The sequence below is a fragment of the Pseudonocardia autotrophica genome (assembly GCF_003945385.1).
Classification (GTDB): Bacteria; Actinomycetota; Actinomycetes; order Mycobacteriales; family Pseudonocardiaceae; genus Pseudonocardia; species Pseudonocardia autotrophica.
The window spans coordinates 2,757,853-2,773,414 of record NZ_AP018920.1; the positions used below are offsets into that span (position 1 = coordinate 2,757,853).

Annotated in this window: 11 protein-coding genes; 1 reads left to right on the forward strand and 10 read right to left on the reverse strand. The window is 73.9% G+C overall.

Features of this window, described 5'->3' with window-relative positions; all coding sequences use genetic code 11:
* Window positions 1-20 precede the first annotated feature (20 nt).
* Genes Pdca_RS13070 through Pdca_RS13080 form a run of 3 tightly spaced genes read right to left on the reverse strand, consistent with a single transcriptional unit; the run spans window position 21 to window position 5,316 of the window.
* Window positions 21-1,757, reverse strand: coding sequence for an acyl-CoA dehydrogenase family protein (locus tag Pdca_RS13070; protein ID WP_085911378.1), 1,737 nt, complete (start codon window positions 1,755-1,757; stop codon window positions 21-23).
* Entirely contained in the window at window positions 1,754-3,571 is a 1,818-nt protein-coding gene (locus Pdca_RS13075) for an acyl-CoA dehydrogenase family protein (RefSeq protein WP_085911379.1), read from the reverse strand. Before Pdca_RS13075 ends, Pdca_RS13070 begins: the two co-directional genes overlap by 4 nt.
* On the reverse strand, window positions 3,568-5,316 hold the full coding sequence (locus Pdca_RS13080; RefSeq protein ID WP_158092075.1) for a fatty acyl-AMP ligase: 1,749 nt from the start codon (window positions 5,314-5,316) through the stop codon (window positions 3,568-3,570). Before Pdca_RS13080 ends, Pdca_RS13075 begins: the two co-directional genes overlap by 4 nt.
* 330 nt (window positions 5,317-5,646) lie before the next feature.
* Between Pdca_RS13080 and Pdca_RS13085 the strand changes: the two genes are divergently transcribed.
* Window positions 5,647-6,432 (forward strand): AfsR/SARP family transcriptional regulator, encoded by a 786-nt coding sequence (locus Pdca_RS13085; RefSeq protein WP_085911381.1) that lies wholly within the window; start codon window positions 5,647-5,649, stop codon window positions 6,430-6,432.
* An 87-nt stretch (window positions 6,433-6,519) separates the two neighbouring features.
* Here Pdca_RS13085 and Pdca_RS13090 read toward each other — a convergent pair whose 3' ends face one another.
* The 7 genes from Pdca_RS13090 to Pdca_RS13120 form a co-directional block, all read right to left on the reverse strand.
* Entirely contained in the window at window positions 6,520-8,193 is a 1,674-nt protein-coding gene (locus tag Pdca_RS13090) for a phosphopantetheine-binding protein (RefSeq protein ID WP_085911382.1), read from the reverse strand.
* The gene (locus Pdca_RS13095) at window positions 8,190-9,731 is read right to left on the reverse strand and encodes a class I adenylate-forming enzyme family protein (protein ID WP_197719981.1); all 1,542 of its coding nucleotides are present in this window, start codon (window positions 9,729-9,731) and stop codon (window positions 8,190-8,192) included. Before Pdca_RS13095 ends, Pdca_RS13090 begins: the two co-directional genes overlap by 4 nt.
* Window positions 9,719-10,759, reverse strand: a complete 1,041-nt coding sequence (locus Pdca_RS13100) for a ketoacyl-ACP synthase III family protein (protein ID WP_085911383.1) — start codon at window positions 10,757-10,759, stop codon at window positions 9,719-9,721. The genes Pdca_RS13095 and Pdca_RS13100 overlap by 13 nt, the downstream gene beginning before the upstream one ends.
* A gap of 72 nt (window positions 10,760-10,831) precedes the next feature.
* Window positions 10,832-12,355, reverse strand: a complete 1,524-nt coding sequence (locus Pdca_RS13105; RefSeq protein ID WP_085911384.1) for an MFS transporter — start codon at window positions 12,353-12,355, stop codon at window positions 10,832-10,834.
* Window positions 12,356-12,502: 147 nt separating this feature from the next.
* The gene (locus Pdca_RS13110) at window positions 12,503-13,159 is read right to left on the reverse strand and encodes a LutC/YkgG family protein (protein ID WP_085911385.1); all 657 of its coding nucleotides are present in this window, start codon (window positions 13,157-13,159) and stop codon (window positions 12,503-12,505) included.
* Window positions 13,156-14,673, reverse strand: coding sequence for a lactate utilization protein B (locus tag Pdca_RS13115; protein ID WP_085911386.1), 1,518 nt, complete (start codon window positions 14,671-14,673; stop codon window positions 13,156-13,158). Before Pdca_RS13115 ends, Pdca_RS13110 begins: the two co-directional genes overlap by 4 nt.
* Window positions 14,670-15,464, reverse strand: a complete 795-nt coding sequence (locus tag Pdca_RS13120; RefSeq protein ID WP_085911387.1) for a (Fe-S)-binding protein — start codon at window positions 15,462-15,464, stop codon at window positions 14,670-14,672. Before Pdca_RS13120 ends, Pdca_RS13115 begins: the two co-directional genes overlap by 4 nt.
* Between the last annotated feature and the right edge of the window lie 98 nt (window positions 15,465-15,562).

A 15,562-nucleotide genomic window follows, 5' to 3' on the forward strand; every position in this document is an offset into this window, starting at 1 on the left:
TTCCTCCGGTACGTCGGGCGTCAGGTCGGGCGTGCGACGGGGTCGGGATCCAGGTCGAGGCTCAGCCCGGCCGCGGTCCGGGCCGCGGCACGCTCCAGCAGGACGTCGTCCTCCCGGGCCGGGGCGGGCCGGGCGGCCCGACCGTTCCGTTGGTCGAGGCGGCGCAGCACCGTGCTCAGCCATTCGGGGGTGCCCGCCTCGTCCCGCGGGCCGGCCGCGAGGTGGCGTCCGACGCAGGCCGCCGCGGCCAGCAGCCGGGCGTAGCGCCCGGCGAGCCCGAGTGCGTGGTGGTCGGCCTCGACCCCGCGGCGGGCCGGCGGGATCGTCGCGGCGCGCTCGCCGATCGAACCGGCCTCGGCGGCCAGCGCCCGCAGCCGGTCGCGGACGTCGTCGTCGAGCCGTGCGTCCGCGGCGAGCGTCCCGGCTCGGGTGGTGAGGACCCCCAGCAGCGGGTCGGTCCGGCGGGCCAGGATCCGTAGCCTGCCCGGGTCGAGCTCGGGCAGCGGGGCATCGCCGAACACCTCGGGTGCCGGTGGCTCGGGTGCCGGGCGCAGGCCGGGCAGCTGACCGAGGACGGTGAGCGCGCAGCTGGTCCCGCCGGCATGGCCGATCGACACCCCGCCGATGTCGCGCAGATGCTTGCCGACGATCGCGAACTCGCCCTCGCGCAGGTAGCTGCGGGCTCCCAGTACCACCGAGAGATCGACCAGCGCGCGCTCGACCAGTAGCGGGACCAGGTACTTGGTGGCGGCGGCGTACCGGGCGCCGCCACCGGGGTGCAGGTGCAGCGCGCGGGCCGCGGTCGTCGCGGTGACCTGTGCGAGGTGCAGATCGGCGTAGGCACCTGCGAGCAGCGACCGGGCGTGCGGGAGGTCGGCCACCGTCCGCCCGTAGAGCCGCCGCCCCTCGGCGAACCGGAGCACCGCGTCCAGCGCGGCCTCCAGCAGCGAGGTCGAGGCCCCCGCGGTGACACACCGGCTGACCTGGAAGGCGGCCAGCGCGATCGGCACCCCGAGCCCGGGCTCGCCGATCGTCGCCGCCGCCGGGGCAGGGCATCCGGCGAACCGGAAACCGGCCAGCGTGCAGCCGGTGAGCCCGACGGTCCGGAAACGCGGCAGCCGGGAGAACCGGTCGGCGGGGAGCCGGTCGAGGTCGTCGAGCAGCAGCAGCGTGTGGGCCCGGTCGACGCCGGGGCCGGTCCGGGCGAGCAGCACCGCCGCCGGGGCGCTCGCGGCGTTGTTCACGACCTGCTTCACGCCGTCGACCAGCCAGCCGTGCGGGGTGGAGCGGGCGGCCAGCTCGTTCGCCGAGAGATCGTTGCCGTGCGCGAGCTCGTGGAACGCGACCGACACCGGCCGGCCGGCGAGCAGCTGTCCTGCCAACCGGTGGCGCTGGCCGGGATCGCCTGCCGTCCAGACCGGTAGTGCCGCCATCAGCGAGGTCAGGCCGTGGCCCAGCCCCAATCCGGCGTCCCGCCGGAAGACCGGGCGGAACCGGCGGACCAGCTCGTCGACGGCGGTGAGCCGGCCACCCAGCGATGCCGGGACGAACTCGGCGCCGGCGCCCCACTCGTCGAGCACCCGGGTGGCGGCCCGCGGAACCGTTCCAGCATCGTCCGCCTCCAGCACGGCGCGGTAGCCGGTCGGGCTGTGCTCGTCGAACGGGTCGCCGAACAGCGTCTCCAGCTCGTCCGGCGCGGCCCGGTCCGGGGTCGTGGCGGTGGGGACGGTGGCGGGGACGGCGGTGGAGGCGTTCACGCCGCACCTGCCAGCCGGGCCGGGAACAGCGAGGTCAGCCGGCCGGTGCGGACCTGCTCGCGCAGCGCCGCGAGCAGGGTGGCGTAGGCGCGGTCGAGTGCCGGCTCGTCGGCCTCGCCGCTGCCGTCCCCGCTGCCGGTGGTGGCGCCATCGGCTGATGGTCCGTCGTCGACACCGGCCGCGGCGCGGTCCAGTGCGGCGAGCAGCCAGCTGCCGTCCCGCCAGGGGAGTACACCCGCGCCGCAGACGTTCTCCCTGCTGTCCAGCCAGAGGACGGTCGCGGCGGCGCCGGCGAGGGTCCTGGCGAGCCGGTCGGCGAGTACGAACGCCTCGGCCGGGATCTCGGGTGGGCTGACCGGCAGCCGCATCTGCTCCACCAGCGGCCCGGCCCGGTCGGCGAGCCGCCGGACCGCCCGTGCGACGGCGTCGAGATCCGGCTCGGCGTCGGCCAGCACCGCCACCCGATCGGCCGCCTCGTCCAGCCCGTGCAGCAGGCTCACCCCGGCGACCGCGACCAGCCGCAACCGGCCCAGATCGACCGGGGGCAGCGGCCGGACGAGATCGCCCGCCGCCTGCAGGCCCTCGGTGGTGCCGGCCACCCTCCGATGTGCCCGCACCAGCGCCGGGAACTGGCTGACCAGGGAATTCAGGTTGACCACGGTGTTGCCGTCGAACAGCGCCACGATGCGGTGGTCCCGCTCGATCTTCTGGAACTCGCCGGCGCCGGTGTCGCCGCCGTCGCCGGTCGGATCGTCCGCGGCCACGTCGCGCAGCCAGGCACGCGCGCCGAGCAACCGGCGCAGCCGGGCCAGCATGTCCTCGGTCTGCACCGGGACGAGGTATTTCACGGCGGCCGACAGCACGCTCATCTCGCCCGGCAGCGCCTGGATGCTGCGGGTCACGACGGTGGCGAACGCCTCGGCGAGCAGATGATCGGCATAGCACTCGGCGAGCGTCCGGCCGGCCGCAGGCAGGTCGATCAGCAGCCTGCCGTGCAGCACCCGGACCTCGGCGAACCCGACGGCCCGGCGCAGTGCGTGATCGGCGGCGCCGAGTGAGAGGCCGGCGCACAGGGTCCGGGTCAGCTGCAGTGACTTGAGGACGGTCTCCAGGCCGTGGCCGGCCGGGCCGACCCGATCCTGCTCCGGATCGACGACGGTGCCGCGCAACCGGAAGCCGCTGATGTCCGCGCCCCGGATACCGATCGTCCGGACCTTCGGGAGCGGTTCCAGCGACCCGGCCTGGATCCGGCGCTTGTCGACGATGTAGAGGCTGAAGCCGCGCGGCCCGCCGTCCGGGTCGGTCCGGGCCAGCACACAGATGATGTCCCCGCGGGTGGCGTTGTTGATCAGCCACTTCTCGCCGTCGAGGCGGATGCCGTCGGGGACCGGGGATCCGACGAGCTCGCCGCCGACCAGGTCGCTGCCGTGTGCCCGTTCGGTCAGCCCCCAGGCCACGGCCCGCCCGTCGGCGACGTCGCCGGCGATCCGCCCGGCCTGCCGGTCGTCGCCGGCGACCCAGACGCACACCGCACCCAGGAAGGTCTTGCCGTGCGCGATCGCCACGGTCAGGTCGCGTCCGGCGACGGCCCGGATCAGTGCGGCCGCCGACTCGTAGTCGTGCAGCCTGCCGCCGTACTCGGCGGGGATGTAGTGCAGGTGCAGGCCGAAGGACGTCAGGTCGTCGACGGCGCCGGCGGGGAACGTCTCGTCGTCGTCGAGCCGGGCCCGCTCGGCGGCCGCGCCGGGCCGGCCGAGGTGATCCTCCAGCGCTTCCAGCGCGAGCATCGGGGGATGGCGGAACACCGCGCTCACCGGTCCCCGGCCCGGGCGAGCACCCGGAGTTCGCCGCGCAGGAACGATGTCCGCATCTGGCCGCGGCGGACCTTCCCGCTGGTCGTGCGGGCGACCGTGCCGCTCGGGACGAGGACGATCTCGCCCAGGTGCACCTCGTGCTCCAGCCACACCCGCTGCCGGACGGCGCCGACGAGCTCGGCTGCCGCGATCCGCTGCAGATCGGCGGGCCGCACCTCCTGCACCGCGACGGCCCGCTCGGCGGCATCACCGTTCGGCACGGAGAACACCGCGGTCATGCCGCCCGACACCGTCGAGTGTGCCTCGCGGACGGTGCGTTCGAGGTCCTGCGGGTAGAGGTTGCGGCCGTTGAGGACGAGCATCTCCTTGATCCGCCCGGTGACGAACAGCTCCCCGTCGACCAGCGCCCCGAGATCGCCGCTGCGCAGGTGGGTCGCGGTGCTGTAGTCGCCGGCGAGCCGCGCGCCGAAGGTGGCGTCGGTCGCCTCCGGACGGCCCCAGTACCCGTCGGCGAGGCTCGCACCGGCGATCCAGATCTCGCCGATCCGGCCGTCCGGGAGCTCCTCGCAGGTGTCCGGGTCGACGATCCGCACCGCCATGTCGAACGGGCGTCCGCTGGACACCAGTCGGCGGCTCGGCCGCTCGTGGCGGGCCGGGGCGATCCGGTGCTCCTCCAGCGCGGCGGCGTCGACGGTGCGGTCGACCATCCCGGTGCCCTGCGGTGCGGCGCTGACCAGCAGCGTCGTCTCGGCCATCCCGTAGCAGGGGACCAGCGTCTCCGGGCGGAGACCGGCCGGGGCGAAGCGGGCGAGGAACCGGGTGAGGGTGCCGGCGTGGATCGGCTCGGATCCGTTGAGGACCGAGCGGATCGCGCCGAGATCGAGCGCGGCGATCTGCTCGGCGGTGGCCCGCCGGGTGACGAGGTCGTAGGCGAAGTCCGGGCCGACCAGGACGGTGGCCCGGTACTCGGCGGCCATCGCGAGCCAGCGGTGCGGGCGCTTCAGGAACGACGTAGGCGACATCAGGACGACCGAACCGCCGTGGTGCAGGGCGGCCAGCAGCTGTCCGACCAGGCCCATGTCGTGGTAGTGCGGGATCCAGCCGACGACCCGGACGTCGGACCCGGTGAGATCGAGGGCCCGTCCGATCTGGTGCAGGTTGTGGGCGAGCGCCCGGTGGCTCACCACGACGCCCTTGGGCTCGCTGGTCGAGCCCGAGGTGTACTGGACGAAGGCGGTCCGCTCCGGGCTGTCGAGCACGAGCTCCGAGTCCGGGGGCTCCGGGCCGTCCAGATCGGCTTCGGTCAGGCACCGCACCCGGCCGTCCGGATCAGCCGCGGCGAGCCAGTCGTGGACGCCCTTGGCCGCGGTAGCGGTCAGCACACAGCTGATCCCGGCATCGGCGACGATTCCGGTCAGCCGTTGCACACCGCGTCCGGAACTGTCCGGTGGCGGCGCGGGCACGGCCGCGACGCCGGCATGCAGACAGGCGAGCATCGCCACGACGAACTCAGGGCCGGCCGGGTGCAGCAGAAGCACCCGTTCGCCGCGCAGACCAGCGGCGACGAGTCCGCCCGCCATCCGCCGGACCCGTTCGCCGAGCTCCTTGTAGCTCAGTTCCGGGCCGCGTCCGCCGGGGCCCGGAGAATCGTCGAAATTCTCCAGCAGAACGACTGCGGATTGGTCGGCACGTTCGCTCGTCCAGCGTTGGAATGAAGAAATGAAATCCGGCTGCAGGTCCGCCATCGCGATCCACCCCTCTCTGTCGGATCGGAATGTAGGAGGCCGCGCTTCACTCACCGTGGCGTCCGCCTTAGGTGTCGCTTGCGCCGGTGGGGATGCCATTTAAGGTGCTGTTGATGATGATCTGGGTCACATTCCGGGCGGCCCTCGGCAATTCGATCAATTCCGGATCGCGGCGACCGGACGGTGGGGGAGGGGCATGTGAACACATGGCGAACAGGTCCCTCCGACGAGTGGGATCAAGGTCCTTTCGTGGCACCATCGATCACCGTCGGTGATGGTCCGGGAATTGTAGGGCCGATCACAGTGGCAAAAGGGGAGGGTGACTCGTCAATGAGGTTCTCGGTGCTCGGGCCGCTCGACGTCGTGCAGGAGGGCGAGCTCGGCGACCGGTCGTTGCTGCCCACCGCGACGAAGAAGCGGAAGCTGCTCGCCGTGCTGCTGTCACGCGTCGGTGAGGTCGTGTCGACGGCCGCTCTGATGGATGAGATCTGGGACGAGGGGCGCCCGCGCAAGGCGCGGGCGGCACTGCACGTCTACCTGGCCCAGCTCCGCAACGGTCTCGCCGACGGGACCGGGGCCACGATCGAGACCGATGGTCCCGGTTACGCACTCCGCCTGGACGGGGCATCGCTGGACCATCACGACTTCTCGGACCTGGTCGGCAGCGCGCGGAAGCGGCACGCGGCCGGCGATCTGGACGCCGCGGCGTCGTACTTCGAGCAGGCGCTCGCCCACTGGCGCGGATCGCCGCTGGCGGGGCTCACCGACGGCCCGGTGCTCAGCGTCTACGCGACCTGCCTCAACGAGGAGTACGTGCAGGCCGTGGAGAGCCGGCTGGAGATCGATCTGCAGCGCGGCAGGCACCGCGAGGTGGTGTCCGAGCTGATCCGGCTGGTGCACGACTACCCGCTGCGCGAGGCGTTCCACCGGCAGCTGATGATCGCCTACTACCGGTCCGAGCGGCAGGCGGACGCGCTGTCCTGCTTCCTCGAGCTGCGCGGCCGGCTGCAGGAGGAACTCGGTGTGGAGCCGTGCCGGCCCATCCAGCAGCTGCACCGGGCCGTGCTCGCGGCGGACCCGGCTCTGGACCACGAGACCTGGTCCGCCGCATCCTGATGCCGAACCACTCCGGCCCGCACCCGGTGCGGGCCGGTGGTCCGGCCGGGGGCCGGGTGCGGGAGACGTCCGCACCCGGCCCCTCGTTCATGCGCGGACCGATCCGAGCAGCGTCCACAGTCCCCGCGGGGTCTCGAACACCTCGGGGGTGAGCAGCTCGTCCGGGATGGTGACCGCGTAGGTCTCCTCCAGCCGGACGAGCACCTCGACCAGTGCGAGCGAGTCGAGCCCCGCGACGCGCAGGCTGTCGTCGGGACCCACCTCGGCGTCCGAACCGGCGAGCCGGGGGAGGACCGAGCGCAGCACCGCCGGGAACGCCGGGTCCCAGCCGCCGCCGTTCACTCCGCCGTTCACGCTGCCGGTCGTGCCGGCGTTCGTACCGTCGTTCGTACCGTCGTTCGCGCCGTCGTTCGCGCCGGCGGCGGCGTCGGTGCGGGACGATCCGGCGGTGCCGGTAGCGGTGCCGGTAGCGGTGTCCGGAGCGGCGGCCGGCACCGTCCCGGCCGCCGTGACCGGCGTGCGCACCAGCTCCAGCCGGGTGGCCGACACGACCTCGGCGCCACGCACCGCGATCTCCACGGCACCGGGCCTGCTCAGGAAGCCGATCAGGCTGGCGGTCGCGCCGTAGGCCCCGACGTTGGGGATCGCCAGCACCTGGCCCGGGGTGACCGGCGGCAGCTCCGTGGCGCCGCGGCCCAGGGTGTCGGCGGGCGTGCACAGCGGCCCCACCAGACGGGTCGGCTCGCCGGGACCGTCGGCCGGCGCGTCGGCCGGGCCGGGCACCGGGGCGCCGGCGAGCGGAGTGGCGGACAACGGGAGCAGCCTGCCGATCCCGGAGAGCCCACCGAGGTGGTTGATCCCGGCGTCGAGCACCACGAACCGGGTCCCGCGGCTGTGCTTGACGTCGCTCACCGAGCACAGCAGCGTGCCGGAGTCACCGACCAGGTGCCGTCCGCTCTCGAAGGCGACCTCCACCTCCCCGGTGCGCCAGCCGGGGAACCGGGTGTCGAGCTCGGCCTCCAGTGCCACCCGCAGTCCGGGATAGCGCGGCCGCTCGCCCGGGGTGGCGAACGGGCACGCGAAGCCGCCGCCGAGATCCAGCTGGGTGACCTCCACCCCGAGTTCGGTCCGCAGCCGGTCCGCCGTGCGGATGCTGCCGAGCAGCTCCGCCAGCAGCGCATCGCCGTCGATGGCGTTGGTGACCGGGAAGAAGTGGAACCCGACGATCCGGGCACCGTCGGTGTCCGGCCCGGTCAGCTCGGCCCGCATCCCGGCCAGCAGTTCGGCGTCGGTACCGAACTGCGACGCCGCACCGGTCATCCGCATCCCCGCGTGCCCCGCCGCCTCCGCGCCGTTCACCCGGAGCAGGCAACGGGCGGTCACCCCGCGGCCGCGGGCGATCCCCGCCACCCGGCGCAGGTCGGTGGGCGACTCGACGGAGAAGGTGCGCACCCCGGCGTCGAGTGCCGCCGCGATCTCGCCGGCGGTCTTCCCCGGGCCGGTGTAGACGAACCCGGCGGGCTCGCCACCGCCCTGCAGCGCGGCGGCGAGCTCCCCGGTCGAGCTGATCTCCGGCCGGCAACCACCCTCGACCAGGGTGCGGACGACGGCGACGTGCGGGTTCGCCTTCAACGAGTACAGCAGTGTCGCTCCCGCAGGCAGCGACTCCACCAGCTCCGCCCTGGCCCGGTCGACCCGGTCGAGGTCGTAGACATAGGCCGGGCTGCCGTAGATCGCGGGCAGTGCGTCGTACTCGATCATGCGGGGTCTCCCTCTCGGGGCGCCAGGAGCGCCGCGCGGTCGGTCTTGCCGTTCGGGGTGAGCGGCAGGGCGTGCACGACGTGGCAGCGGACCGGGACCTTGGCCGGCTCCAGCAGCTCCGCGATCCCCGCCAGCACCTCCTCCGGGGAGCGGTCGGTGACCGCGACGAGCTCCAGGTCGCGGTCACCGACCGGCGGCACGGCCGCGGCGGCCCGCACCCCGGTGACCGCGGCGGCCGCCGCCTCGATCTCGATCAGGCTCATCCGGACCCCGCGCCGCTTGAACTGGTCGTCACGCCGGCCGTGGAAGTAGAGGTGCCCGTCGGCGTCGAGGCGCCCGTAGTCGCCGGTGCGCAACCGCGCTGCACCGGTCAGCGGGTCCCGGTCGAAACGCTGCGCGCTCAGCTCCGGAGCGTTGCGGTAGCCGGCCATCACGTGCGGGCCGACCGCGGCGATCTCGCCGACGAGATCCGGGCCGAGCGGGGATCCGTCGTCGTCGAGGATCTGCACCGTCGTACCGGGGATCGCCCGGCCGACCGATCCGGGACGCTCCCGGTCGACGTCGGGCTCGGCGATCGTGACCCGCTTGCACTCGGTGATCCCGTACATCGCGACCACCGCGGCGTTCGGGAACACCGAGCGCAGCTCCTGGATGTCGGCGAGGGTGAGCGCGGCGCCGGTGTTGGTGAACAGCCGGACGTGCTCCGGGGCGTCACCGCGCCGGGCCAGACGCACCATCAGCCGTCCGGTGGAGGGCACGATCGGCACCACGGTCGCCCTGGTCCCGCGCAGCGTCCGGAGCATCCCGATCGGGTCCTCGGCGTCGGTGAGCACCAGTTCGGCTCCGGCGAGGGTGGTCAGGAACAGCTGGTAGAGCCCGTAGTCGAAGGACATCGGGGATCCGACCAGCACCACGTCGTCGGACCGGTAGCCCAGCCGGGCGGCGATCGACCTGGCCGCGAAGTCCACCGCCCGGTGCGGGGACACCACACCCTTGGGGGCGGAGGTGCTGCCCGAGGTGTAGATCAGCAGCGCGATGTCGTCCGGAGCAGGCCCGGTCCCGGTCCCGGTGTCGATCCGGCTGCCGGTGAGCGGATCGAGCGGTGGGCGGATCAGATCCATCGGCAGCACCGGCACACCGAGCGTGTCGTCGTTCGCCCGGTCGGTGACGAGAACGCCGGGGCCCGCGTCGGCCAGCACCCCGGCCAGCCCGGCCGCGGTGAGGTGCGGGCTCAACGGGACCAGGGTCGCCCCGGCCCGCAGCACACCGAACAGGACCGCCGCGACCTCGCGCCGGTTGCGGGAGCGCATCGCCACCCGGTCACCGGGGCGGATCCCGAGATCGTGCAGCCGGTGCGCCAGCGCGGTGGCGGCCGCGTCCAGCTCGGCGTAGGTCCAGACTCCGGTGGCGTCCCGGACGGCGACGGCGGCGGGACTGCGGCGGGCGGCGTCGTCGAGCTGCGTGCAGACGATCCCGGATGCGGGTGCCGCCGCAGGGCTCCCCGCGTCGACGGTGTGCGCCGCGCTCACCGGGGCCACTCGCGCTCGGTGCGCTCCGGCAGCGGGCCCAGGATCTCGACGACCGCGCAGGTGCAGGTCAGCCCGGCGCCCCCGCCGACGATCAGCACCCGGTCGCCCGCGCCGACGACGCCGCCCGCGATCAGGTGCCGCAGGCCGGCGAACTGGTCACCGGCGCCCAGGTGCCCGTGCGTGCGGGCGAACGGCCAGGTCGTCTGGTGCTCCTCGACGCCGACCAGCTGGCTGAGCTGCCAGTCCAGCTTGGCCCGGCCGGCGGCGGGGATGACGACCCCGCCGAGATCGGCGAGCTCGGTCTTGGCGTCGGCCAGCGCACCGGAGATCGCGGAGCGGACGGCGTCGGCCAGCCGGACGGTGTTCGCCCGCATCCCGCCGTGGTGCTCGAAGTGGTGCGCGATCCGGGAGGAGATGTCCAGCGGGCCGGGCTGCGCGGCGTCGTGGAAGCGCGGGCCCCGCAGCACCTGCTCCAGGCCGTTGTCCGACACGGTGCGGGTGGAGAGCAGCCGGGCGAACCCGCTATCGGTGGACAGCACCGCCGCGGTGCCGCCGTCGCCGTAGGGCAGGCCGCGCTCGGTCCGCCAGCGGTCCACGCCGGGCAGGCAGAACCGGTCGCCGGTGGTCAGGAGCGCGGCGCCACCGCCCTCGAACGCCAGCCGGGACGCGGCGAGATCCAGGGCACCGACCGCGGCGTTGCACTGCTGCTGCAGGTCGAACGCGGTGACGGCGTCGCCGACGGTGTAGCGAGCCACATAGGAGGCGGCCGGCCACATGTCGACGCCCTGGTACCAGAGGCTGGAGTGGAAGACGATCCGGACGTCGGCGACGTTCACGGCCGAGTGCTCCAGGGCGTCCCGGCCGGCGGCCACGGCCATCTCCGGGGCCGAGAGCTCCGGCTCGACCAGGACCGAGGTGATCCCGTTCGCCTCGTACTCCTCGGCGTCGTACTCCCCGCGGGCGACCGCGTCGGCGGCGGCGACCGGCGGGGGCAGGTGAACGCCGAGTCCGGCGAGGTAGATGTTGTCCCACTGCATGGCGTCTCCAGTGCGATCCGGCGTCGGGTGGTGCGGGCGGGACCAGCGTCCCGATCAGGGCCAAAGCTGGTCTTAGGGCGTACTTCGGCGGTGCTCGCCCACCCGGGCCGGGATCAGCACGATCGTCAGGACGGCGGCGACGAGCGCCGCCGCCGCGGCCACGAACAGGCCGGCGGTGGCCGCCCGGTCGAATGCGGCGCCCGCCTGCTCGACGATCAGCGCCCCCTGCTCACCACCGATCACGGCAGCCCGCTCACCCTCCGAGTGCAGGGTCGCCGCCCGGTCGGCGTCCGCACCGAGGCTCGCGGTGAAGAACCGGTTGAGGGTCGCGCCGACCACGGCGATGCCGAGGGCGAAGCCGAGCTCCTGCATGGTGTCGTTCAGCGCGGCGCCGGCGCCGGCCCGTTCCTCGGGAACCCGGGAGACCAGCACGCCGGTGGCCGCGGGAACCGCGACCCCGAACCCGGTGCCGACGACCGCGAGCCCGGCCAGCACCCCGGCCAGCCCGGCCGGCACGGCGGCGAGCACGACCAGCCCGCCCGCGACGATCCCGAGCCCGGCGGCGACGGCCACGCGGTCACCGCAGCGGCGCACCAGCACCGGGGAGCACACCGAGGCGAGAACGACGGTCAGTGCCACCGGGGCGACGGCCAGACCGGCTGCCACCGGGTCCAGCCCGAACCGGAACTGCAGCCGCTGGGTCAGCACGAACAGCGACCCGGCCAGCCCGAAGAACAACAGCATGTTGCCGACCGAGGCACCCAGGAACGGCCCGTCCCGCAGCAGGCCCCTCGGCACCAGCGGGCGGGCGGCGCGCCGGTGCCGCACCGCGAACGCGACCGCGGCCACGACCGCCACCACGGCTCCGGCGACGACCGGCGGCGCCGGATACCCGAGTGCCCCGAACTCGATCACCGCGAAGACCAGCGACCCCACCGCGAGGACCGACAGTGCCGCGCCGATGATCTCGACCGGCCCGCGGGCCGGATCGGACGACTCGCGCACCACGAGGGCGCCGGCCACGACCACGACCGCCGCGGGCGCCACGTTCAGCCAGAACACCGCCGCCCAGCCCGCGGACGCGGTCACCAGCCCGCCGAGCAGCGGGCCGGCCGCCACACCGAGCGAGGCGACCCCGCTCCAGATCGCGATCGCGGTCGCCCGTTCCCGGCCGGTGAACTCGTCGATCAGCACGGCCAGGGTCCCCGGCATGACGAACGCGGCCGCGGCACCCAGCACGACCCGTGCGAGCACCACCTGCCACGCCGTGTCCGCGAGCGCCGCGACCGCCGAGGCGGCACCGAACACCGCGACCCCGGCCAGGGTGACCCGTTTGCGGCCCCAGCGATCCGCGCAGGCACCGCCGGCGAGCAGCAGTCCCGCGAACACCACCGAGTAGGCGTCCACGATCCACTGCACGGTCGCGAGCCCGGCGCCCAGATCGCGCATCAGCGTCGGGATCGCGATGTTGAGCGATGAGTTGTTCAGGACGATCACGAAGAGGGCCAGGCCCATCGTCGCGACGACCGCCACGCGCCGGCCCCGGCCGGAGCCGCCGGTCCGGCCGTACGGTCTGGTGTCGGACGGACTTCCCATCCCGCCTCCCCGATGTCGATGCTCGGGGAGAGTGGGACACGGCCCGCTTAGCCGCTGCTTGGGCCGGCCACCGTCCTACAGGAACGGCCCGGTCCTCGAGCGTCGCGGGACGGCCGACGCCCCGCCGTCCCGCGACGCCCGAACTGCTCAGCCGGCCGGACCGACGATCACGACGTGCAGGGTGCGCGGACCGTGCACCCCCTCGACCCGGTCCAGTTCGATGTCGCTGGTCGCGCTCGGCCCACTGATCCAGGTGTGCGGGCGGACCGGGTCCAGCCCGGCGACCGCCTCCGGCACCCCGGCGACGACCTGGTCGGCCCGGATCACGCAGACGTGCAGGTCCGGGACCAGTGTCGCGGCCCGCCGGCCCTGGCCCGGGCCGTGATCGAGGATGATCGTGCCGGTCTCGGCGATGCCGACCGCGGCCGTCGACAGCACGCCGTCGCAGCGGTCCAGATCGGACACCGTGATGTCCGGGCCGTCGGTGACCACCTCGATCCCGGACGGCACCAGCTCCGGCGGGAAGCCCGGCGGGACCAGGATCCGCAGCGGGCCGCTCCCGGCGATCGGGGTGCGGCCGGCCAGCGCACCGGCGACCGCGTCGGCGGCAGCTGCTCCGGTGGCCCGTTCGACGACGGCGCGATAGTCCGCGACCCGCTCGTCGAACAGGTCCACCACCTGCTCGTGGGTGCGGTCCCGGGCCGGGGTGGGCCGGACCACCGGGACGTCGAGCACCGGCTCGACGTCCGGCACGTCGGCCAGCGCCCGGCGGGCCTTCCCGAGGATCGCCTCGCGTGCGTTCACGAGCGGCCTCCGTCGCTGTCGCTGTCGCTGGTCCGGCTACGACCGCCGTCCGTCCGCTCCCACCAGCTCCGGAACGATTCCTCGGCCGGTACCGGGACATCCCGCGAGTCCGACCAGGCGCCTGCCGGGCCGGGTACCGCGCCCAGCACCGTCCGTCCGCCCGGATCGCGCCGGGCCACCCGCGCGGCGAGCTTCCCGCCGAACCCGGCGGCCCTCGCGGCCCGCTCGGTGCGGGCCGCGGAGGACAGCGTCCAGGACGCCGCCTTCATCGCGACGTCCTGCACCGACGGCAGGCGACTCGCCTTCTTGTGGGCGTCGACGACCTCGCCGCGCAGGTGCACCAGCACCTCGGGGATGTCGATCCGCACCGGACACACCTCGAAGCATGCCCCGCACAGGCTGGACGCGTAGGGCAGCGAGTCGGTCTGCGGATCCGAGCCGACACCGCGCAGCTGCGGGGTGAGGATCGCGCCGATCGGGCCCGGATAGACCGAGCCATAGGCGTGCCCACCGGTGCGCTCGTAGACCGGGCAGACGTTCAGGCAGGCCGAGCAGCGGATGCAGCGCAACGCCTGCCGCCCGGTCGGATCGGCCAGGACGTCGGTGCGGCCGTTGTCCAGCAGCACCACGTGCACCTCCTGCGGCCCGTCGCCGGGGGTGACCCCGGTCCAGGTCGAGGTGTAGGGGTTCATCCGCTCGCCGGTCGAGGACCGGGGGAGCAGCTGGAGCATCACGTCCAGATCCTCGAACGTCGGCAGCACCTTCTCGATCCCGACCACCGACACCAGCACCTCGGGCAGCGTCAGGCACATCCGGCCGTTGCCCTCGGACTCGACGACGGTGAGCGTCCCGGTCTCGGCGACCGCGAAGTTCGCACCGGACACCGCGACCTTCGCGCGCAGGAACTTCTCCCGCAGGTGCGCGCGGGCGGCGGCGGCCAGTTGCTTCGGCTCGTCGGTCAGGTCCTCGGGCGCGGCCTTCCCGGCCCGGCCCATCTCACGCAGGAAGATCTCCCGGATCTCCGCCCGGTTGCGGTGGATCGCGGGGACCAGGATGTGGCTGGGCAGATCGTCGCCGAGCTGCACGATCAGCTCGGCCAGGTCGGTCTCCCAGGCGTGGATGCCCGCTGCCTCCAGCGCCTCGTTGAGCTCGATCTCCTGGGTGGCCATCGACTTGACCTTGACGACCTCGTCGGTGCCGTGCCGCTGTGCGATACCGACGACGATCGCGTTCGCCTCGGCCGCGTCGCGCGCCCAGTGCACGGTGGCGCCGGCCGCGGTCAGCGAGCGCTCCAGTTGCTCCAGGTAGTCGGGCAGGTGCCGCAGCACCCGCTCCTTGATCGCCGCACCGGCCAGGCGCAGCTGCTCCCACTCGTCGACCTCACCGACGACGCCGGCCCGCTTGGTGCGGATGGTGCCGGTGGCGTGCGCGAGGTTGCGGCGCAGCTGGGAGTCGCCCAGGGCCGTGCGGGCCGCCGTCGGGAACGCCGGCGTGCCGAGGAACGTGCCGCTCATGCGCTCACCCCCGCGCTGCCGACCGAGCGCCGGTCCGCCGCCCGGCCGGCGTCGGAGATCACCGGCTCGGTCTGGGCGAGTACCTCCGCGAGGTGCATCACCCGCAGCCCGGAGCGTTGCCGCGACAGCAGCCCGCCGACATGCATCAGGCAGGAGTTGTCCCCGGCGACGAGCACCTCGGCCCCGGTCTCCCGGACGTGCCGGGCCTTGTCGTTGCCCATCGCGATCGACGTCTCGGCGTTCTTCACCGCGAACGTCCCGCCGAAACCGCAGCACTCCGTCGCACCGGGCAGATCGAGCAGGGTGAGGCCGCGGACCGCCGTCAGCAGCCGGGTCGGCCGGTCACCCACGCCGAGCATCCGCAACGAGTGGCAGGTCGGGTGGTAGGTGACGCGGTGCGGGAAGTACGCGCCGACGTCGACCGTGCCGAGCACGTCGATGAGGTACTCGGACAGTTCGTAGACCGGCGGGGCGTCCGCGACGGCGCGGACCAGACCGGGATCGCCGGAGCGCTCCGCGACCAGCCCGTGCTGGTGACGGACCGAACCGGCGCAGGAACCGGACGGCGCGATCACCGCGTCGTACCCGGCGAAGGCGTCGAGGTGGTTGCGCACCAGCGGGGTGGCCTCGTCGAAGTAGCCGGTGTTGACCATCGGCTGGCCGCAGCAGGTCTGCGCGGCGGGGAACCCGACGTCGACACCCAGCCTGCGGAGCAGGGTGACGACGGCCTTGCCGGTGTCCGGGAACAGGGTGTCGTTGAGGCACGTGACCATCAGGCCGACGCGGGGCATGGCGCCTCCGTGGGAGTGGTGGGCGGAGGATGTCCGACTATGTGGTCCGACCAAGGTAGCGCTATGGTCGGACCAGGTACAAGTTCCTGGGGGACGAC

Bases quoted from the DNA above. Each gene is read 5' to 3' on its own strand.
- Pdca_RS13080 (WP_158092075.1), bottom strand. From the start codon at position 5,316: ATGGCGGACCTGCAGCCGGATTTCATTTCTTCATTCCAACGCTGGACG.
- Pdca_RS13085 (WP_085911381.1), top strand. From the start codon at position 5,647: ATGAGGTTCTCGGTGCTCGGGCCGCTCGACGTCGTGCAGGAGGGCGAG.
- Pdca_RS13090 (WP_085911382.1), bottom strand. From the start codon at position 8,193: ATGATCGAGTACGACGCACTGCCCGCGATCTACGGCAGCCCGGCCTAT.
- Pdca_RS13100 (WP_085911383.1), bottom strand. From the start codon at position 10,759: ATGCAGTGGGACAACATCTACCTCGCCGGACTCGGCGTTCACCTGCCC.
- Pdca_RS13105 (WP_085911384.1), bottom strand. From the start codon at position 12,355: ATGGGAAGTCCGTCCGACACCAGACCGTACGGCCGGACCGGCGGCTCC.
- Pdca_RS13115 (WP_085911386.1), bottom strand. From the start codon at position 14,673: ATGAGCGGCACGTTCCTCGGCACGCCGGCGTTCCCGACGGCGGCCCGC.
- Pdca_RS13120 (WP_085911387.1), bottom strand. From the start codon at position 15,464: ATGCCCCGCGTCGGCCTGATGGTCACGTGCCTCAACGACACCCTGTTC.